Here is a 19712-nt window from a genome sequence, read left to right as displayed (position 1 = left end):
TATAACAAAGGAGACGCATCATGCGCCAGGATTCAATGAAAACCGCAGTGAAGATCGCCGTATCCATGCTGGCTTTGGCGGGACTGATCGCCACGACCGGAGCACGCGCCGATAACGAATACAAAGGCTATACGCTGCGCGTGAAGCTGATCGGCGGCGTGCAATACGAAGCGCTTTATACACGCATTCCGTTGTGGGAAAAAGAGACCGGCGCGAAGGTGGAGATCATCTCGCGCAAGAGTCACTTCGAGCTGGATCGTGAATTGAAGCAGGACATCGCTTCGCAACATATCGACTATTGCGTGTCGTCGAATCATACGAACTTCTCCGCGCAATATCCCATCTTTCGTGACCTCAAGGGCCTGTTCCCGGCAACCTATCTTTCGGCGTTTGCGCCCGCGTTGCTGAAGCAGTCCGAAGTCAAGGGCCAGCTCGTACAGATTCCGCGATCAACGGACATTGAAGCGCTTTACTACAACAAGACTGCATACGCCGATCCCGCCAATCGCGATGCATACAAGAAGAAGTTCGGGCAGGATCTGGCGCCGCCAAAAAACTTTGCCGACTTCACGCAGCAAGCGACGTTCTTCACCAAGGCGCCGAACTTCTATGGCACACAATTCCCGGGTAAGGACGAAGCGCTGACAGGCACGTTCTATTCATTGCTGGTCGCCAACGGCGGTCAGCTATTCGATGCAAAAATGAAGCCGACATTCAACTCGCCGGCTGGCGTGAAGACCCTCGACTGGTTCGTGAACCTGTACAAAACCGGCGTGGTTCCGAAGGGCGTTCCGAGCTACGTCTGGGACGATCTCGGCAACAACTTTGCATCGGGCAAGGTCGCGCTCGATCTCGACTGGCCGGGATTCGCATCGTTCTATAACGACCCGAAGACGTCGAAGCTCGCTGGAAATGTGGGCGTGGTTCGTGCGCCGTTGGGTGCTGCGAACAAGCGCCCAGGGTGGTCCGGCTCGCACAGCTTTTCGATCACCAAAGTGTGTGCGCGGCCTGATGTTGCAGCGAGTTTTATCCAGTTCCTGACGAGCAAGGATTCGCAACTCGTGGAGGCGCGGCTCGGCTCCATTCCTTCGCGCGTGGATGCGCAGCAGGCCATCGTGCAGGAGTTCAAGGCCAAGGACGATCACTTCATGGCGGACGCGGTGGCGACGTTCAGCCAGGCCGCGAAGGAAGACTCGTTCACGCCGCCGCGCATTGCGCAATGGAACGAAATTTCCAACGCATTGTGGCCGGAATTGCAGAAGGCGATCATCGGCGATGAAACCTCGCAGCAAGCGCTCGACAAAGCCGCGAAGAAAGTCGCCGACATCATGCAGGACGCGGCGGACCAGTAACGCTCGACCAAACATCATCAGGCTTTCGATGCAATCCAACACGCCTTATTCGATCGGCGGCGAACCCGCTCTGGCAACACCGCGCTGGCGCATTCCGCTGCCGATCAAGCTGCTTCTGCCCGCGTTCCTCGCGGTCGGACTGGTGGTCGTGCTGCCGCTGCTGTTCTCGTTTTATACGAGCTTCACGGCGTATCGCCTGACCGATCCCGACACGCTGTCGCACTGGATTGGCTGGCGCAACTACGAACGCGCGTTTGCGAACGGGGACTTCTGGGCCGCGTTCGGACGCACCATCTTGTTCCTCACCGTCGCGTTGAATCTGGAACTCGTGCTCGGTCTCGGCGTTGCGCTGTTGCTCAATCAAGTGACGAAAGGGCAGCGCGCGTTGCGCACGGTGATGATGTTTCCGATGATGTTTTCGCCCGTGCTAGTTGGCTTCCAGTTCAAGTTCATGCTCAACGACAGCACGGGCATTGTGAACAACCTCATGCAGACGTTGTTCGGCGCTAAGTCGGCATTCCCTTTCCTGGTCGATGCAAACTCGGCGCTTGCATCTTTGATTGCGGCGGAGGTCTGGAACTCCACGCCGATCTTCGCGGTGATCCTGCTGGCGGGTTTGATGGCGTTGCCGAAGGACCCCATAGAAGCATCGAAGGTGGATGGCTGCACGTCATGGCAGACCTTCCGCTATGTGACGCTGCCTTACCTGATGCCGTTCATTTATATATCGATGACGATTCGTTCACTCGATGTCGGCCGCGCTTACGACATCGTTCGCATCATGACGAACGGCGGCCCAGGCGGACGCACCGAGTTGCTCTGGACGATGGTCGGCCGAATTGCTTACGACGATTCACGCATGGGTTACGCAAACGCGATTGCGTATGTATCGGTGCTCGTGTCGATCCTCTTCACGCTGTACTTTTTCCGCAAGCTGAGCGGTGCGCGCAAACACATGGGGCCTGCCTGACACTATGAGCGATATGGCAATCAAGGGCGCGTTCATGCGCAAGTCGGCAATGTGGTTTGGCGTGTTCATCGTCATGGCGGTCATCTGTCTGCCGGGGCTTTGGGTGGTGCTTAATGCATTTAGATCGAACGTGGCGATTCTTTCCAATCAGTCGCCGTTCGCGGGTTCGAGCTACACGCTCGATAACTTCAAGAGCATGTTTGGTTACGGACAAATGGCGTCGCTGCCCATCAGCCAGTACTTCGTCAATTCCGTGATCATTTCGTGCGTGAGCACGGCCGCAGCGCTCGCCGTCGGTGTACTCGGCGGCTATGCGTTCGCGCGTTTCGACTTCAAGCACAAGAAGGTCATGTTCGTCACGCTAATGCTGACGCGCGCCATTCCGGGCATTGCGTTGTCGTTGCCCATCTTCATGCTATGGGCATGGACAGGTTTGCTGGACACACGCATTGGCGTGATCCTGGTTTATCTCGCGATGAACGTGCCGTTCACCGTCTGGCTTATCGACGGCTTCTTTCGTGAAGTGCCGATCGAGTTGTCTCAAGCCGCGCAGATCGATGGCTGCAATCGCTGGCAAGCCTTCTGGCGCATCGAGTTGCCGCTCGCAAAAAGCGGCATTGCATCGGCGGGGATCTTTGCGTTTCTCACGAGCTGGAACGAGTTCGCGCTCGCCACGCAATTATGCCGAAGCCCCGATACAAAAACGCTTCCAGTCGGGCTCATGGATTTCACCGCGCAATTTTCGGTCGATTGGGCCGGCATGTGCGCGATGGCGGTGATCATCATCATTCCGGCAATCGTGCTGACCTTCATTGTGCAGAAACATTTGATCGCGGGGCTGACGCTCGGCGGCGTCAAAGGCTGAACGAATCGGTTGAACCCAGGCTTTAGAGGAAACAGGAAATGGCAACTATCGATACCGTCGACATCCGTCAGGTCGATCTTCAACCCAAGGTCAAACGCACGGACGCGATCCAGTCGTTCGTGGTCCAGGAAACCGTGCTCGTCACGATCCATTGCAGCGATGGCAGCACGGGCACGGGTTATACATACACCATCGGCACGGGCGGGTCGTCGATCGTCGCGTTGCTGCACGACCATCTCGTGCCGCAACTCATCGGAAGAAATCCATCGGAATACGAAGCAATCTGGCGTGACCTGTTTTTTCATACGCACGCAACGGCCGTCGGCGCGATTACGAGCCTGGCGCTCGCCGCTATCGACACCGCGCTGTGGGACCGCAATACGCGCGTCGCGAACGTGCCGTTGTGGATCGCGGCGGGCGGCGCGAAACCGCGCACCCGCACGTATTCGACAGAGGGCGGCTGGCTGCATTTATCGGCGAAGGAACTCGTCGATCAGACCCTCCAGGCACGCGACGCCGGTTTTCACGGCGCGAAGATCAAGGTCGGCCGGCCGCATCTGGCCGAGGACATGCGCCGGCTGACCGCCGTGCGCGAAGCCATGGGCGATGATTTCGAAATCATGGTCGATGCCAACCAGGGTTTCACGCTGTCCGAAGCCATCCGCCGCGCGAATGCTTTCGAGCCGCTGCGTCTTGCGTGGCTCGAAGAACCGATGCCCGCTGAAAACATCGCCGCGCATCAGCGGCTCAACGCGGCAAGTTCAACGCCGATAGCGGTTGGCGAATCGATGTATCACCCGGGGCAGTTCGGCGACTATCTGAAAGCGGATGCCTGCTCGATCGTGCAGGCGGACGTGGCGCGCATCGGCGGGATCACGCCGTGGCTCAAAGTGGCGCATCTCGCGGAAACCATGAACGTGTCGATCTGTCCGCATTTCCTGATGGAGTTGCACGTGAGCTTGTGCGCGGCAGTGCCGAACGCCACGTGGCTTGAATACATTCCGCAACTAGATTCGTTGACGGGCAAGCAGGTTCGAATCGAACACGGCTACGCGGTTGCGCCGATGGAGCCGGGCATTGGTATCGATTGGGATTGGGACGCCATTCAGGGGACGCAACGCACGCATGTTCGTGTGGATGCCCGCGCGGCCGCCTGAAGATGAGCGCGTCCATTACACGCCATTGCCTGATGCTCGATCTGCGCGATGACCCTGCGGTCATCGCGCAATACGATGCTTATCACGAAGCTGTCTGGCCCGAAGTGCTGGACGCGTTGAAGGCGTCCGGGATTGTCGATATGACGATCTGGCGGCGCGACACGCGGCTTGTGATGCTCATTGAAACGGAGCCGGATTTCAGTTTCGGCAAACTCGTCGCCGGTCCCGATGCTCATCCGCGAGTGACCGAATGGAACGCGCTGATGGGAAGTTTTCAGAAGCCGCTGCCGAATGCAACGACCGGGGAATGGCAACCAACGAAACTGGCGTTCAACATGAACGCGCAGATGAGAGACGCGTGACGCTCAGGCAATGTGCAGGATCAGCGAGAAGAGCCCGACCGCAAGACCCACGCCGCCGATAAGACAACCCGCCACCACGCACAATCGCCAAAGCGTTTTCATTTTTTGCGGACTCAAAAAAGAAGGCCGCTAGGCGGCCTAAGAGGGGTACAACAGGGGGGTCATGTGGCTACTGTAAGCGGCGATCCTTAAGGCAACATTAAGCCGCGCTCGCGGCGCCGTGCACTCCTTACCCAATCTTTTCCTGCAATGAAAAAGCCGACGCCGGATGAACTTGTAGTCCATCCGGCATCGGCGTTACCGCTTCCTACGTTTTGCGTTAGTCGCGGATGTGGGTCACGCTGACGATCGCGATATCACGCAATTTCATCGAGCTTAGTTATGCGAGTACAGCGACTGCGTAGGGTTCGCACGAACTCGGCTGCCCGATTGCGATTGCGTGTCCTGCACGCCACCGTACGACTTGGCATCAGCGGCCGATTGTGCGTTTTCAGCGGCAACGGTTTGTGCGCTTTGGCCGCGCTGCGAGGCGGGTGCGCCGACCGTCGGGTTATACGACGGTGCCGGGCCGTAGCCGCTGCTTGCGAATGCGGGTGCAGCCAAGGCTGCGGAAGTGGCGATCAACAACGTGGCGATAAGGTTCTTTTTCATGATGCGCTCCGATATTTCGTTGTAAGGGGCGCAGTGGCTGGTTGGTTCTGCTCACTGCGTCGATGAAATGCAGTGTATACCCTTACTATCGATTTATTGTATTCGATAGGCGCAAATCAGTTTTCGGGATAGACGAATAATGAGATGACGGGATACGCCTACAAATCTAGCCGTGGAGCGTCTCGATAATCGCCGCCGTTATCCCGCTGCGGCCGTACGACGCCCTCTCGATCATTCCGACAGTACGCAGGATCGGCGGGTGCGCAATCGGAATCAACCGCAGCGACGGGTCTGCCTGCCACCCCGCGCGATGTAGCTCCGGCAATACCGTCACCCCAACGTTCTTCCTGACCAGCGCCGCGATCGTTTCGATGGAGTTCAGCTCCAGATACTCCTTCACTTCCAGCCCGAGCGCCGTAAGCGCCTGATCCACGACCACGCCGGTGCGCACGCGCCGGTCGAACCGCAAGAACCCGTTCGACGCCAGGATGCGCTGCGGATCGGTATCGGTGATTTCGCGGCTGACGATCAGCATCAGCCTCTCCGTGTAAAGCGGCGTCCATTTCAGCGTGTCGGGCAGCGTCTGGTCGGGCCGCGCCACCACGGCGGCGATATCGACTTCACCTTGCTCGACCATCACCGTGAGTTCGTCCGACCGCGCCGATAACAACCTCACATCGAGCCCCGGGTGCGCGGTCTTGAGTTGCGCCACGCCCAAGGACAATGCGCCGATCACCGATACCACCGCGCCAATCGCGACCGGTCCCTGCATGGAATCCGCGGGTGTGGCTTCAAGTTCGTCGAGCAGATCGAGGATCTGCTCGACCTTCGATCGGATTTCGCGGCCCTGACGGCTGAGCACGACCTGCCTCGCGCTGCGATCGAAGAGCTGCCGCCCGAGCGCGTGTTCCAAACCGCGCATCTGCAGGCTGACAGCCGCCTGCGTGAGCGCCACCTTGTCGGCGGCGGCGGCAAAAGAGCCAGTCCGAGCGACCGCGCGAAAGGTCTTCAGCATCCGGATAGTGGGCATCGGCGTTACTCAAGTTAATTTTAAGTGTCGAAAAGAAAGTTTAATATTTCCTGATGCATCGCGCCCGACATAATGATGATGAAAGTTTGGTGAAGAGCATCCCTTTTGTCGTGCAGCGGAGTATTGAAATTTGTCGACGTCGAATCAGCCGCCTCTCAATCAGCCCACGAAAATTCCCGTACTCGAAGTCAGCGGTTTCTCGCTGAAATTCTCGCGCGCTGTGAATGTGCCGAATCTCGTTGAAGATGTGTCGTTCTCGGTGAACGCGGGCGAGACGCTGTGCATCGTCGGGGAATCGGGTTGCGGGAAAAGCGTCACGTCGCTGGCCATGATGGGTTTGCTGCCGAGCCCGCCGGCGAATATCGTCGCGGGAAAAGCGCTGTTCGACGGCCGCGATCTTTTCAAGCTCACCGAACGCGAACTCGCCGATATCCGCGGCAACCGCATGTCCATGATCTTCCAGGAGCCGATGACATCGCTCAATCCGGCGTTCACCATCGGGCATCAGATTGCGGAGTGCGTGCAAAGGCATCGTGGATTGAAGGGTGCGGCGGCGCGCAAGGAAGCGCTGGAAATGCTGCGCCTCGTGCGCATTCCCGCGCCTGAAAAACGGCTCGACGCGTATCCGCACGAACTCTCGGGCGGCATGCGTCAGCGGGTGATGATCGCGATGGCGCTCGCCAATCGCCCGCAACTGCTGATCGCCGATGAACCCACGACCGCGCTCGACGTCACCATCCAGGCGCAGGTTCTCTTGCTGGTGCGCAACCTGCAGGCCGAAACCGGCACGGCGATGGTCCTGATCACGCACGACCTCGGCGTGGTCGCGGAAGTCGCGGACCACGTCGCCGTGATGTACGCGGGGCGAATCGTGGAGTACGGATCGGTGGATGAGATCTTCGATGACCCGCAGCATCCGTACACGATCGGTTTGATGGGCGCGATTCCATCGGTGGGAAAACGCGAAGGGGCGTTGGCGACGATTCGCGGCTCGGTGCCGTCGCCCGAACAGATGCCGAAGGGGTGCCGCTTCGCGCCGCGCTGTCCGTTTGTGGAGCAGCGGTGTATCGATCAGGCGCCGCCCGACAAGACGATCGACGGTTCGCATCGCGTGGCGTGCTGGGTCGCGCCGGTCGAGACCGTCGCCTTGTATGACGAGGCCGCCGCATGAACCCGCCGATCATCGAAGCGCAGGAACTCACCAAACACTTTGGCGGCACGCGCAGCATGTTCACGCGCGCGCCGACCGTCTACGCCGTGAACGGCGTCTCGTTTTCCGTGCAGCAGGGCGAGACGTTTGCCATCGTCGGTGAATCGGGTTGCGGAAAGTCGACGCTCGGGCGCCTGTTGCTGCGCCTGATAGACAGCACCGAAGGACGCGTGATGTATCAGGGCAAGGACATCACGCATCTTGGCACCGAGCCAATGCGGCGTCTGCGCCGCGAGATGCAGATCATCTTCCAGGACCCGTTTGCATCGCTGAATCCGGGCATGACGGTGGGCCAGATCATCGGCGAGCCGATTGCGTTGCATGGCCTCGCGAAAAGCGCGGCGCTGCAGGAACGCGTCGCCGAGTTGCTGCGTACGGTCGGTCTGCAACCGGGTTATGCCGAGCGCTATCCGCATGAATTTTCGGGCGGCCAGCGCCAGCGGATTGGCATTGCTCGCGCGCTCGCTGGCGAGCCGAAATTGATCGTGGGCGACGAACCCGTGTCCGCGCTCGACGTCTCCGTGCAGGCGCAAGTGATCAACCTGCTCGAGTCGCTGAAGCAGGAACTCGGCCTCACGCTGATCATGATCGCGCACGATCTCGCGGTGATCCGCCATATGAGCGACCGCGTCGCGGTGATGTATCTGGGTGAAATCGTGGAGATGGCGGACGTCGACGATCTCTTCGATCAACCCTTGCACCCCTACACACAAGCATTATTGCAGGCGATCCCGGCGAGCAGTCCGCGTCAGCGCCGTAGCAAGGCATCGCTCACGGGTGACTTGCCGAGCCCGACTTCTCCGCCTTCCGGTTGCCGTTTTCATCCGCGCTGCCCGCATGCAAAAGCACGTTGCGCCGACGAACAGCCGGTCAACGAAACTCGGCCGGACGGGCATCGCGTGGCCTGCCACTTCTGGCGCGAGATCCAGAACGCGGGCGGTGGCGCGCCGCTTGTTTCCATCGTGAGTCCGAAGCTGACCGAGCGGCTCGCGGTGTATCGGCAGCGTCAGACGGCTGTAGATGGCGCGCTCAAAGAACATTCGAATACACGATAAAAACGGGGAATTCCAGATGCGCAAACTTCTTTTGGCCGCGACGCTTGCGACAAGCACGAGTGCTGCGATGGCTCAGACAAGCTCGACTATTCGTATTGGTCTGCAGGACGATATCGGCACGCTCGATCCGGCGCGAAGCAGCCAGGTGGTCGACCGGATCGTGTTCAGTTCGCTGTGCAATTCGCTGGTGGATATTGGCCCGGATCTGAAGATCGTGCCGATGCTCGCCACCTCGTGGAGCATGAGCGCCGACAACAAGACACTCACGTTCAAGTTGCGGCAGGGCGTCAAGTTCCACGACGACGAACCGTTCAACGCCGCCGCCGTGAAGGCGAACCTCGACCGTTCGCGCTCCATGCCGGCGAGCAATCGCAAAAGCGAGCTGGCGTCGATCGATCATGTGGATGTTGTCGATGCAAACACCGTCGCCATCGTTTTGAAGGCGCCTGACGCCGCGCTGCTCGCCACGCTCACCGATCGCGCCGGCATGATGCTCGCGCCGAAGACGCTGACCGACGACGCCGGCGTGTCCACGCATCCGGTCTGCTCGGGCCCGTACAAGTTCGTGCAGCGCGTGCAGAACGACCGCGTCGTGCTCGAGAAATTCGCGGGCTACTGGGACGCCGACAAATACCCGATCCAGAAGGTCATCTTCCAGCCGATTCCGGACAGCACCGTGCGTCTTGCGAACCTGCGTTCCGGTTCGCTCGATATGCTCGAACGTCTTGCACCTTCCGACGTGGCATCGGTGAAAAGCGACAAGAACCTCAACTTCATTTCGATGAGCGGCTTAGGCTTCTACGACCTTACGTTTAACGTATCGAACGGCGCGCGTGCCCCGAAGGCGTTCAAGGACAAGCGTGTGCGCGAGGCGTTCGAATTGGCAATCGACCGCGATGCGATCAATCAGGTCATCGGCGGCGGCATCTTCGCGCCGATCAATCAGGCGATCCCGAAGAACAGCCCGTACTTCGATGCATCGCTGAAGACCACCAGACGTGATATCCCGAAGGCGAAAGCGTTGCTCAAGGCGGCGGGTTTCGAGAAGCTCGACGTGGAGCTGACGTTCGGCAATAACACGGTATCGAACCAGATGGCGCAGATGCTGCAAGCCATGTTGTCCGAGGCCGGCATCAACCTGAAATTGCGTCCGACCGATTACGCCGCGGCGCTCAACGCATCGACCAAGGGCGACTTCGAATTGCTCTATCTCGGCTGGTCGGGCCGCACGGACCCGGATGGCAACCTGCATCAGTTCGTGACGTGCAAGGGCAACCTGAACTACGGGCGTTATTGCAATCCCGACGTCGACAAGCTGCTCGACGATGCCCGCGTGAAGTCGACCGTCGCCGATCGCAAGACGGCTTACGATGCCGCGCAAAAGATCCTGGCCGACGAAGATCCGATCATCTATCTCTACGCACAGCCGTGGCCGTACGCAATGTCGAAGAAGGTGCAGGGCTTCACGCCTTACCCTGACGGCTTGATTCGTCTGCGCGGCGTAAGCATCAAGGGATAACCGTTCATGTTGCGAATCATCGCCAACCGTGCGCTCGTCGCGATCCCGACACTGATCCTGGTGTCGATGATGATCTTCGGCCTGCAAAAAATGCTTCCCGGCGATCCGGTTCTGGCGATGGCCGGCGAAGACCAGAATCCGCAAGTCATCGCAACGTTGCGCCTTAAGTATCACCTCGATGAACCCGTGCCCGTGCAATACGCGCTTTGGGTACGGGACATCTTTCATGGTGATCTGGGCGCGTCGTTGCGTACCGATGTTCCCGTGACAAAGCTCATCGCGCAGAAGTTGCCGGTGACGCTGCAACTCGCCGTCATGGCGATGATCATCGCAATCGGGATCGGCATTCCGCTCGGGGTTTTATCGGCGGCGAACAAGGGCAAGGCGCTCGACTACGGCGCGAATATTCTCGCGCTCACCGGCATGTCGATACCGAATTTCTGGCTCGGGATCATTTTGATTTTTGTGGTGTCGGTGAAATGGCAGTTGTTGCCGTCGTCGGGATACGTGTCGCCTGTCGAGGACTTCTGGCTGAGCATCAAGACCATGTTGATGCCCGCGTTCGTGCTCGGCGCGGCGCTCGGCGCGCAGTTGATGCGGCATACGCGCAGCGCAATGCTCAGCATCTTGCGCAGCGATTACATTCGTACGGCGCGTGCGAAGGGGTTGTTGAAAGGCACGGTGGTCGTGAAGCACGGCTTTCGCAACGCGTTGATTCCCATCGTCACGGTGCTTGTGTTGCTGTTCGGCGAGTTGCTCGCGGGCGCCGTGCTGACCGAGCAAGTATTCACCATTCCGGGCTTCGGCAAGCTGGTTGTCGATGCAGTTTTCAATCGTGATTACGCCGTGGTCCAGGGCGTGGTGCTGGTCACGGCGGTCGGGTTTATCGTGGTGAATCTGTTCGCGGATGTTCTTTACATTCTCCTCAATCCGCGCTTGAGGAGAAGCTGATGGCGACTATCGTGGAAACTGCCTTGCCGCGTAAGCGCAACCGCGCGCTCGGCCGCTTCATGCGCAATCGCGCGGCCGTTGCGGGCGCGGCGATCGTGCTGCTCGTGATTCTCGTTGCGGTGTTTGCGCCGTGGCTCTCGCCCTACGATCCCATTCAGGCGAGTTTCATGACAGTTCGGCAGGCCCCCTCGGCGAGTCACTGGTTCGGAACCGACGAACTCGGCCGCGACGTCCTCACGCGTTTGCTCTGGGGCGCGCGGGCTTCGTTGCTGGCGGGCGTGGTATCGGTGGGAATCGCCGTCGTGATCGGCGTGCCGCTGGGATTGCTCGCGGGCTACTTCGGCCGGTTCGTCGATGGCGTCATCTCCCGCTTTACCGATGCCCTGCTGTCCATCCCGTTCCTGATCCTCGCCATTGCGCTGGCGGCGTTCCTTGGCCCAAGCCTCACCAACGCGATGATCGCCATTGGTGTCTCGGCCATGCCGCGCTTCGTGCGCCTGACACGTGGCCAGGCAATCAGCGTCAAAGCGGAGGATTATGTGGAGGGCGCGCGTGCAATCGGGCTCGGGCATTTCCGCATCATCGTCCGATACATCTTGCCGAACGTCCTGCCGCCGATCATCGTGCAGGCGAGTCTCACCGTCGCCATGGCGATCATTGCCGAAGCCAGCCTGTCGTTCCTCGGGCTTGGGCAATTGCCGCCGGCGCCTTCGTGGGGATCGATGCTGAACACCGCGAAGGACTTCGTGAGCCAGGCGCCCTGGATGTCGATTTTCCCGGGCATTGCGATCTTTCTCGCGGTCCTCGGCTTCAATCTTCTCGGCGACGGACTGCGCGACGCGCTCGATCCGCGCGAGCTTTGAACACTGTCGAACCGCAACATTTTCACTAATCAAAGAGACGAGTTTCCCATGACCCGCTTTAACTGGCAGAACCCGTATCCGACACCGCGCTTGCCGGTGTTCGCGCGCAATATCGTGTCCACTTCGCATCCGCTTGCAGCGCAAGCGGGCTTGCGCATGTTGTGGAAGGGCGGCAATGCGGTCGACGCCGCCATCGCCGCCGCAGCAGCGATCACGCTGGTCGAGCCAGTATCGTGCGGTCTGGGCGGCGACGCGTTCGCGCTCGTCTGGGACGGCAAGAAACTGCACGGGCTGAACGCGTCGGGTGTATCGCCGGCGGCGTGGAACGTCGATTACTTCAAGAACAAGTATGGCGAGCAGAACGGCATCGCGAATAATCCGAAGCGTGGTTGGGACGCAGCGACAGTGCCGGGCGTGATCGCGGGATGGGAAGCGCTGCACGCGAAATTCGGCACGCTGCCGTTCGCCGATCTGATGGAACCGGCTATCGAAATTGCCGAGCGTGGTCACGCGGTGGCGAGCATCGTTGCTTATAAATGGGCGGCCGCCATTCCCGAGTTGAAGGACTATCCCGGTTTCGCCGAGACGTTCATGCCACGCGGCCGCGCGCCTGAAATCAGCGAACTGATGCGTTATCCGGGGCACGCGAAGACGCTGCGCACCATTGCCGAGAAAGGTCCGCGCGCGTTCTACGAAGGCGAGATCGCCGAAAAGATCGCGGCGTTCGCGAAGCAGGGCGGCGGTGCAATGACCGCCGACGATCTGCGCAATTACAAGGCGGATTGGGTCGAGCCGATCTCGAAGGATTATCGCGGATATACCGTGCATGAAATTCCGCCGAATGGGCAGGGCATCGCGGCGCTGATCGCGCTCGGCATTCTCGACAAGTTCGACGTGAAGGCGCTGACCGTCGATAAAATCGAGTCGCAGCATTTGCAGATCGAAGCCATGAAGCTTGCTTTCGCCGATGTCTACCAGTACGTCGCCGATCCGCGCTCCATGGACGTCACGCCCGAGCAAATGCTCGACGACGCATATCTCACCGAGCGCGCGAAGCTCATCGATCCGAACAAGGCCAGGCATTTCGACTTCGGCATGCCGCCGGCGGGCGGGACCATCTATATGTCGGTGGCGGATGAGCGCGGCATGATGGTGAGTTTCATCCAGTCGAACTACATGGGTTTTGGATCGGGCGTGGTCGTGCCGGACACGGGTATCGCCATGCAGAATCGTGGCTTTGGTTTTTCGATGGACCCGAAATCCGCGAACGTGGTGGAAGGCGGCAAGCGTCCGTTCCACACCATCATTCCGGCGTTCCTCACGCAAAAGGTGAATGGCACGGAAGAAGCGGTGATGAGCTTTGGCGTGATGGGCGGCGACATGCAGCCGCAGGGGCATCTGCAGTCCATCGTGCGAATGCTCGATTACGGCCAACAGCCGCAAGCCGCCTGCGATGCACCGCGCTGGAAGGTCAATCGCGATTTCACGGTGGATGTCGAAGCGACGCTCGACGTTAATACGGTGAAGGCGCTGCAAGGGTACGGCCACACGATCAAATCGGTCGATGATCCTTATATGGACTTCGGTTCAGGCCAGTACATCTGGAAGCTGGATCGCAACGATCCCGAGCGTGGTTATGTGGCTGCGAGCGATAGCCGGAGGGATGGGTTGGCGGCGGGGTTCTAATTTGTGGGCCCGTGCATGTTCGTGAAATTTATACGCTATTCGAACGGCAGGGCCGCTGCATCAATCGCTGAGCCGGTCCGTCATTAAAGGTGGACCGCTTAGCTGCAGAGTTATTAGATATCGCTCGCCATTTCCCCAACTCTCACTATTGAAGCGGCGGATATCGAGAGACACCTGATATCGGTCGCCAGCCAGCCAAAAAGTCTGCGGGTTGGCTCCCGAGTGTATTGCGGCGCGCATGGCTGGCGTATTCATGATGGGCGGGTGGTCGACGGTGAGAATCGATCTCCAGTGCGCACGCCGGAGTTGATCTTGCAAATTTACGGCTACTGAGACGGCTTCGTCGAGCGGCAGCGTCTCTACTTGGGGCGATAGGGTGAGCTGCGCGACATTGCCATTTTTGTCCGCGTAAAGGCTCAAGAATTTTGCAGCCGGCGTCACAAACCCGTATTGTGGATCGCTAAACCTTAGGACGGCCGGTCGTCGAACATAAAGGTTAATCCTGTTCTCGCTGGTAAGTACCGGTAGTGTCGAATGCGATTGTTGCCGTATCTGCGTATAAGATTCGCCAATGGTCAATATGACTTCATCTGCCGGCTTCGCTTTGACACAGAGCGCCCCAACAACGGCCAATCCGAGAACTACGGACGCAACCCACCGAAGCCATTTGTTGGTTCGCGCGTTGGTCATCGTGCACCACTTCGCGCGAGCAAAAACAAAGAGTTTTCAACGGAATGCTGCTCGATCGGATGGCGCAGCAATTCATCGAACCGCTGCGCTGCCCTCAGCACAAATGCCATTCTCTGATCCGCATTGGCTAGATTCGCTAACGGCTGCCTGCTGAAAATTTCGTATTTACCATTCGCGCCCGCGACCGTGCATTGATTGACGAGCGCCAACTGGATTTCCCGCGCCGATCCGGTCGGGATATTCAAGGCCCATGCAAACTGATTTGCTCGCATCAGCATGGCAAAACCCGAATCGTCGTACATGGCAGGTTGCAGGATATTGAGTTGTTCGTGGCGAGCAAGTTGGGCAACGCCTTCGGTGAGTTCACCCGCATCGATTGCGCTAAATCCGCGCCGGATTTCATCCTTGACTGTACCGAACGGAACTTGATCGGCTATTGGCCACGTGACCGATCCGCGTAATTGAGCACGCTCCGTCAGGCACCGGTCAAACCTTTGCAATCCGAATTCCTTATAAAACATGTGCAGGGGCCATACATCGAGGAACAGCGCAGTGTTTCCCTTCGCCAGCATCTCGTACACCTTGCGAGCGCCCTCACCAAACGCCTGATCAGTAACCGGCATTCGAGGCGAGGCATAAGGTGAAAGCCGTTCAAGGGGCGAACTGGTTTTGTCCCAGCGCTGATATGCGTCCCGCTCCTGGTTTGACTTGCCAATCATTTCTGCGGCGTTGAGCAAGCCGCAGCCTACCTGCTTGGATGCAAATGCAGCGAGCCCGGCCCATTGAAATCGATGATCATCCAGCCACAACTGCGCATAGGCAGCATTGATGCGCCGGTTGCGTGCAACGGGATCATCAACGGAGACGATAGCCTCGGCCTTCTTCTGATAGACGCGCCAGCAGTTAATGCAGTCATGCTTGTCGTCGTCCGCTCGTTTTCTTGCAGCGGCCTGTTCGTCTTTCCAATTCGGGTAACAGATCGGACATCTGGGGTTGTCGCACTTTTTCATGCACTCTTGCTCGATGCTATCCACTTCGTCTATACGCACCGCGACGGTCGTTCGCGGCACGCCCATACGAGGTCATTCCGTTTCAAACACCAAATGGCCCCCTTCGTTCAAAGTGAAGCTAACAGATTGCCGGGCCATCGTGTTTTTGGGATGGGGAGTGGTATTTGTTCGGTGTGAGATCACAATGTTGCCGGAGGGATGGGCTGGCGGCGGGGTTCTAATTTCAAGATACGCTCGGTTACTTTTATCGCATTCCGGTAGCACCTGTATCAAGACGTCGCTCCTACACTTGGCTGCATACACCAAGAGCACGACAAGTGCGCGGAGAGACTGGATGAACAAGAAGATACTGGGTGCAGTACTGGGGTTGGGCGTACTGATGGCATCGGCGGCGGCTTCAGCGCATGTCAATGTGGACGTGGGAATCGGCGTGCCGGGGTATTACGCGCAGCAGGCTCCTGTTTACGTGGCGCCGCCTCCGCCTGTGGTGGTCGGGTATGGCGGCTACGGCGGTTATCGTGACGATGGCTGGCGTGAACGCGAATGGCGTCGCCGTGAGTGGCGGCATCATGAGTGGCGTGAGCATCGTTGGCATGATCGCCACGGATACTAGAATTCAAAAGGCCGCTCGATCACACCGAGTGGCCTCTTTCGTTGTGGCGTTACAAAGCCGGCGTCAACGCATACCGCCGGCAATGTTCCAGATACCCCGCTTCGTGACTGCTCACCAGCGCCACGATGCTGTTCCAAAGCCACGACGGCGCATCCAGCGACTTGCTTCGCGCTCGCCGCAACTCGGATAACCACGCGCGCCGCCCAGACTTGTCCATCTGCCGCGCGTGCGCTTTGCCGACCACCATCGCGAGGAAACGCGCCGCTTTCATCGCTTCCTCTTGCGTGAGCTGTTCGACGGTAAGCTTCATGTCCTGCGGCAACAATTCACGAATCACCACCGAACGATCATTCAAACGCGCCGAACGCATGCGCTCACCCAGCGCCGGCGTCAAATGCCTCGCGCCCTCGACGATCCGCTCGCCGTTATCGCGCGGCATGTCCTGACCGGGGTAACGCGGCGCGGCGGCCTTCAGCCCTTCCTTGATATCGATAAGACAAAGGTCGTCGCCTTCCACCACGCCACCATCGACGTCCAGCAGCACCGCATACCGCAAGCGTCCGAGCGAGCTGCAGCCTTTGACCCAATACGCGGCATCGATGACGGAGACGTTTTCTTCATCGGCATTCTTGCGCAGGGCCGTCGCAATGTCGGCGATCTCGCGACGCTCGAACAGGGCTTCTATCTCGCTGCGCTCTTTTTTATCGAGCGGCCAGAAACGCTTGCCGAGGGGAATGCTCGGCTCCGTATCGTCGATACGTTCAACCGCCAGTTGCTGCCACGTTCGCCGCACAGCTTCCTTCATCATCACGCGCACGGCTTCGGGCTTCGTGTTCTTGATCGGGCGATCCTTGGTGGTGGCATCGAACGCGTGTTCGTAGCCCTCCGACAGCGCTTCGATCATGCGTGCGGTCGTGACGCCGGGCAGGTCGGAACCCCGCGCAGCCGTCGCCAGCGATAACCCCAGCCGCACGATGTCATGCGCCGGATTGCCGATCACAGTCTGGTCGAGATCGCGAATCTGGATCTCGACCTCGCCGTCGGTGTTGGCAACCGGCCCGAGATTGCCGGTATGGCAATCGCCGCAGATCCAGATGGCCGGACCCTCGGGAAGCGTGTGACCTTCTATGCCGTCGAGCCATTCATAGAACTTGCTCGTGTTGCCGCGCACGTAGGCGTGCGCGGATTCGGCCATCTTCATGTTGCGGCGCGCGTTGAGCAGCGGCTGACGATCATTGATGCCGGGAAGGGCGGGGGATTTTTTCTTGGGCATGGGGGATCGTCCTGTTAGTGCTTGTTTTAAGCAAGCCGCATGCCGTTGATTCGTAATGCGTTTGTATGGTTCGATGGTCAACCGAGGTCTTCCAGATCTGAGCTTGCTGCACGTTCGGCAGGCGGCTTTTTTATCCATTGTCTGTGCAGTGCCTTTTCGACCTTCCGTCCAACGACCAGCAACACGATCAACATCACAGTTGCGATCAGCGCAACGCTCCACACCCCCAGCCCGCAGACGATACCTACCGCCGCCGTCACCCATATCGATGCCGCCGTGGTCAGCCCGCGAATCCGGTATTGCCCCGGCGTTTGCACGATCACGCCCGCGCCCAGAAAGCCGATGCCGGTAACAATCCCTTGGATCGCACGCGAAACGTCGCTGCTCATCGTTGCACTTTGCGTGGCGAAGCCCATCGCGGCCATGGTCGTGAGGCAAGCGCCGAGCGACACGAGCCCGAGCGTCTTCATGCCCGTAGGTTTGCCGTGCAGATCGCGATCCACGCCGATGATGCAACCTATCGCAAGCGCCCAGAACATGCGGATTACGGCATCGGTGAGAACGGGGAGAGGGAGCATTGCGGGCCTGCGATTAAATGGTCACGCCTGCATTGTGAATGCTTCTTGCGAAGCGACTTGAATTTTGACCCGTTACGGTAACGGGCTGTGCTTTTTCAAGGAGACACAATGAGCTTACCCACCTTTACGATGGTCGATGCCGCCCCCACGCCGGTCGCACCTTTTTCCCACGCGGCGGAAGCCGATGGCTGGGTGTTCCTCACCGGCCAGATGCCGACCGATCCCGACGATGATTCGAAGCCCTTGCCCGAAGGCGTCGAAGCGCAGACGCGCCGGGTGATGGATAACCTGATTCTCGTGCTGGAGGGCGTGGGGTTATCGTTGGATAACGTGGTCAATGTGCGGATTTTCCTGACCGAATTCAAACGCGATTACCCGGCGATGAACACCGTCTACAAGAGCTATTTCGAGCCGAAGCCGTTGCCGGCGCGGACGTGCATCGGCGTAACGGGATTGGCGCGCGATGCACTCGTGGAGATTGATTTCGTGGCGAAGCGTTAGCTCAGGAAGATCGTGAACGCGTACTTGCTGTCGCGTCGACGTAGCGGAAGGTGAGGTTGACGCGTTCGCCGCGCGCTTCGGGTTCTTTCGGCACACGATGTGCCCAGTCCAGTTGCGTGCGTCCCCGCATGATCAGCAAGCTGCCATGCGTGAGTTGCAGCGGATGCATCTGGCGTGTCTTCGTGTGGCGGAACTCGAAGGTCCGCGTGGTGCCGAGACTTACCGATGCGATCACCGGCTCGGGGCCGAGTTCACGTTCTTTATCGGCGTGCCAGCCCATGCTGTCCTGACCGGTCCGGTAGCGATTGAGTAACACGCTGTTGAAAGCGGTATTGGCGATTGCTTCGGCTTTCTCTTTCAACGATAAAACCGTCGGTGTCCACGGTTTCGGAACGTTGCGAATGCCTGAGTAAAAATAGACCGCGCCGGGGTCGCCCTGCCACGCGGTGAGGCGCGGAAAGGGTTTCTTCCCGCCGGGCGTGTTCATGATGTCCTGCTGCCACGTGACTTCATCGAGCAGCGCGGCCATGATGTCCGACGCCGCTGCCGCATCCAGCCACTCAGGCAGCCAGTCGATGTCCGGCTTCGGGATGTCGTCGAAAAGGTCGAACATGGCGTGGTTTCGTGGCGGGGTCGGACATCGTAAGTTAGCAGATTGTCCAACCCGGAGCTTGCGCAATCATCTCAATGCGCGAGCTTCGTCACCGTCACACGTTTCTTCAGCACCCTGGCCTGAAGCACGATCACCAGCAGCAGGAACACGCCGCGTATCACCGATTGCCAATACGCCGACAAGCTGATGAAGCCCAAACCATTCTCGAAGTTGAGCAGATTGAACACGAGCCCGAGCAAGGCAACGCCGGCGATGGTCATCGCAATCGATCCCTGTCCGCCGGTCAGCAAGGTCCCGCCGAGCACCACCGCCGATATCGCGAACAACTCCCAGCCGATACCTTCATTGGGCTGCCCCGCGCCGAATTGAGCGGCCAGGATCGCGCCGGCCAATCCGGCCAGCAACCCGCTCAACGCGTAGACGGCGACCAGTGTCCGGTCGACGTTCAAACCCATCAGCCGCGATGCTTCTTCGCTGCCGCCAATCGCCAGCGCGTGTCGTCCGAAGCGCGTGCTTCTCAGCGCAAGCCAGCCTAAAACCGCAGCCACGGCGGCGACGATTCCCGGTATCGGCAAGCCGAACAAGTCGCCCTGGCCGAAGTTGGCGAAACTGGAATCGGCGGCCGCGGCAATCGATACCGCATCGTTATGGCCCAGCAACAGCGCCATGCCGTGCGCGCCGAGGCTTGTTGCGAGCGTCACGATGAACGGCAGGATCCGCATGTGCGTGATCACGAGGCCGTTCAACACGCCGACCGCCAGCA

The 19712-nt window shown here is 59.4% G+C and carries 21 protein-coding genes; 13 read left to right on the top strand and 8 right to left on the bottom strand.

Going from position 1 to position 19712, the window contains the following annotated elements; genetic code table 11:
* Nucleotides 1–20: 20 nt before the first annotated feature.
* The 5 genes from ACRXB1_RS01760 to ACRXB1_RS01740 are packed head-to-tail and all read left to right on the top strand — an operon-like array spanning nucleotide 21 to nucleotide 4706.
* Complete coding sequence (locus ACRXB1_RS01760) at nucleotides 21–1352, top strand: ABC transporter substrate-binding protein (protein ID WP_449490882.1); 1332 nt, start codon at nucleotides 21–23, stop codon at nucleotides 1350–1352.
* A 28-nt stretch (nucleotides 1353–1380) separates the two neighbouring features.
* Entirely contained in the window at nucleotides 1381–2322 is a 942-nt protein-coding gene (locus ACRXB1_RS01755; RefSeq protein ID WP_062000547.1) for a carbohydrate ABC transporter permease, read from the top strand.
* Nucleotides 2323–2335: 13 nt separating this feature from the next.
* Nucleotides 2336–3187, top strand: a complete 852-nt coding sequence (locus ACRXB1_RS01750; protein ID WP_449490900.1) for a carbohydrate ABC transporter permease — start codon at nucleotides 2336–2338, stop codon at nucleotides 3185–3187.
* 38 nt (nucleotides 3188–3225) lie between these two features.
* Nucleotides 3226–4344 (top strand): mandelate racemase/muconate lactonizing enzyme family protein, encoded by a 1119-nt coding sequence (locus ACRXB1_RS01745; RefSeq protein ID WP_062000546.1) that lies wholly within the window; start codon nucleotides 3226–3228, stop codon nucleotides 4342–4344.
* 2 nt (nucleotides 4345–4346) lie between these two features.
* Entirely contained in the window at nucleotides 4347–4706 is a 360-nt protein-coding gene (locus ACRXB1_RS01740) for an L-rhamnose mutarotase (RefSeq protein WP_449490881.1), read from the top strand.
* Nucleotides 4707–5081: 375 nt separating this feature from the next.
* Here ACRXB1_RS01740 and ACRXB1_RS01735 read toward each other — a convergent pair whose 3' ends face one another.
* Both ACRXB1_RS01735 and ACRXB1_RS01730 read right to left on the bottom strand, forming a co-directional pair.
* A complete protein-coding gene (locus tag ACRXB1_RS01735; protein ID WP_062000544.1) occupies nucleotides 5082–5357 on the bottom strand; it encodes a hypothetical protein in 276 nt (91 codons plus the stop codon).
* A 166-nt stretch (nucleotides 5358–5523) separates the two neighbouring features.
* Nucleotides 5524–6387 carry a LysR substrate-binding domain-containing protein gene (locus ACRXB1_RS01730; protein ID WP_062168229.1) on the bottom strand — a complete coding sequence of 288 codons (864 nt, stop codon included), beginning with the start codon at nucleotides 6385–6387 and terminating at the stop codon, nucleotides 5524–5526.
* 130 nt (nucleotides 6388–6517) lie between these two features.
* Here ACRXB1_RS01730 and ACRXB1_RS01725 point away from each other — a divergent pair, with 130 nt between their 5' ends.
* Genes ACRXB1_RS01725 through ggt form a run of 6 tightly spaced genes read left to right on the top strand, consistent with a single transcriptional unit; the run spans nucleotide 6518 to nucleotide 13671 of the window.
* A complete protein-coding gene (locus ACRXB1_RS01725) occupies nucleotides 6518–7558 on the top strand; it encodes an ABC transporter ATP-binding protein (RefSeq protein WP_449490880.1) in 1041 nt (346 codons plus the stop codon).
* Nucleotides 7555–8652, top strand: coding sequence for an ABC transporter ATP-binding protein (locus ACRXB1_RS01720; protein ID WP_062168226.1), 1098 nt, complete (start codon nucleotides 7555–7557; stop codon nucleotides 8650–8652). Before ACRXB1_RS01725 ends, ACRXB1_RS01720 begins: the two co-directional genes overlap by 4 nt.
* 16 nt (nucleotides 8653–8668) lie before the next feature.
* A complete protein-coding gene (locus ACRXB1_RS01715; RefSeq protein WP_449490879.1) occupies nucleotides 8669–10171 on the top strand; it encodes an ABC transporter substrate-binding protein in 1503 nt (500 codons plus the stop codon).
* A gap of 6 nt (nucleotides 10172–10177) precedes the next feature.
* A complete protein-coding gene (locus ACRXB1_RS01710; protein WP_449490878.1) occupies nucleotides 10178–11122 on the top strand; it encodes an ABC transporter permease in 945 nt (314 codons plus the stop codon).
* Nucleotides 11122–11985: an ABC transporter permease gene (locus tag ACRXB1_RS01705; RefSeq protein WP_062000538.1), complete on the top strand. Its 864-nt coding sequence runs from the start codon at nucleotides 11122–11124 to the stop codon at nucleotides 11983–11985. The genes ACRXB1_RS01710 and ACRXB1_RS01705 overlap by 1 nt, the downstream gene beginning before the upstream one ends.
* 48 nt (nucleotides 11986–12033) lie before the next feature.
* On the top strand, nucleotides 12034–13671 hold the full coding sequence (gene ggt / locus ACRXB1_RS01700) for a gamma-glutamyltransferase (RefSeq protein WP_449490877.1): 1638 nt from the start codon (nucleotides 12034–12036) through the stop codon (nucleotides 13669–13671).
* Nucleotides 13672–13731: 60 nt separating this feature from the next.
* On the opposite strand, the gene ACRXB1_RS01695 is transcribed toward ggt, so the two are convergent.
* Together ACRXB1_RS01695 and ACRXB1_RS01690 are read right to left on the bottom strand one after the other, a co-directional pair.
* The gene (locus tag ACRXB1_RS01695) at nucleotides 13732–14361 is read right to left on the bottom strand and encodes a flagellar biosynthesis sigma factor (RefSeq protein ID WP_449490876.1); all 630 of its coding nucleotides are present in this window, start codon (nucleotides 14359–14361) and stop codon (nucleotides 13732–13734) included.
* Entirely contained in the window at nucleotides 14358–15437 is a 1080-nt protein-coding gene (locus ACRXB1_RS01690; protein WP_449490875.1) for a DUF2515 family protein, read from the bottom strand. The genes ACRXB1_RS01695 and ACRXB1_RS01690 overlap by 4 nt, the downstream gene beginning before the upstream one ends.
* A 268-nt stretch (nucleotides 15438–15705) precedes the next feature.
* Here ACRXB1_RS01690 and ACRXB1_RS01685 point away from each other — a divergent pair, with 268 nt between their 5' ends.
* Nucleotides 15706–15984: a hypothetical protein gene (locus tag ACRXB1_RS01685; protein WP_062000536.1), complete on the top strand. Its 279-nt coding sequence runs from the start codon at nucleotides 15706–15708 to the stop codon at nucleotides 15982–15984.
* Between the two features lie 49 nt (nucleotides 15985–16033).
* Here ACRXB1_RS01685 and ACRXB1_RS01680 read toward each other — a convergent pair whose 3' ends face one another.
* The gene (locus ACRXB1_RS01680) at nucleotides 16034–17257 is read right to left on the bottom strand and encodes a DUF2252 domain-containing protein (RefSeq protein WP_062000535.1); all 1224 of its coding nucleotides are present in this window, start codon (nucleotides 17255–17257) and stop codon (nucleotides 16034–16036) included.
* A gap of 77 nt (nucleotides 17258–17334) precedes the next feature.
* Nucleotides 17335–17835, bottom strand: a complete 501-nt coding sequence (locus tag ACRXB1_RS01675; RefSeq protein ID WP_449490874.1) for an MgtC/SapB family protein — start codon at nucleotides 17833–17835, stop codon at nucleotides 17335–17337.
* Between the two features lie 108 nt (nucleotides 17836–17943).
* Here ACRXB1_RS01675 and ACRXB1_RS01670 point away from each other — a divergent pair, with 108 nt between their 5' ends.
* Nucleotides 17944–18336 carry a RidA family protein gene (locus ACRXB1_RS01670; protein ID WP_062168217.1) on the top strand — a complete coding sequence of 131 codons (393 nt, stop codon included), beginning with the start codon at nucleotides 17944–17946 and terminating at the stop codon, nucleotides 18334–18336.
* A 1-nt stretch (nucleotide 18337) separates the two neighbouring features.
* On the opposite strand, the gene ACRXB1_RS01665 is transcribed toward ACRXB1_RS01670, so the two are convergent.
* Both ACRXB1_RS01665 and ACRXB1_RS01660 read right to left on the bottom strand, forming a co-directional pair.
* A complete protein-coding gene (locus tag ACRXB1_RS01665; RefSeq protein WP_449490873.1) occupies nucleotides 18338–18949 on the bottom strand; it encodes an alpha-ketoglutarate-dependent dioxygenase AlkB family protein in 612 nt (203 codons plus the stop codon).
* 71 nt (nucleotides 18950–19020) lie between these two features.
* On the bottom strand, nucleotides 19021–19712 hold a 692-nt coding region (locus tag ACRXB1_RS01660), incomplete at its 5' end, for an ABC transporter permease (RefSeq protein WP_449490872.1).

It is taken from the genome of Caballeronia sp. M23-90 (assembly GCF_053574605.1).
This window is presented reverse-complemented; position numbering and strand designations above follow the sequence as displayed.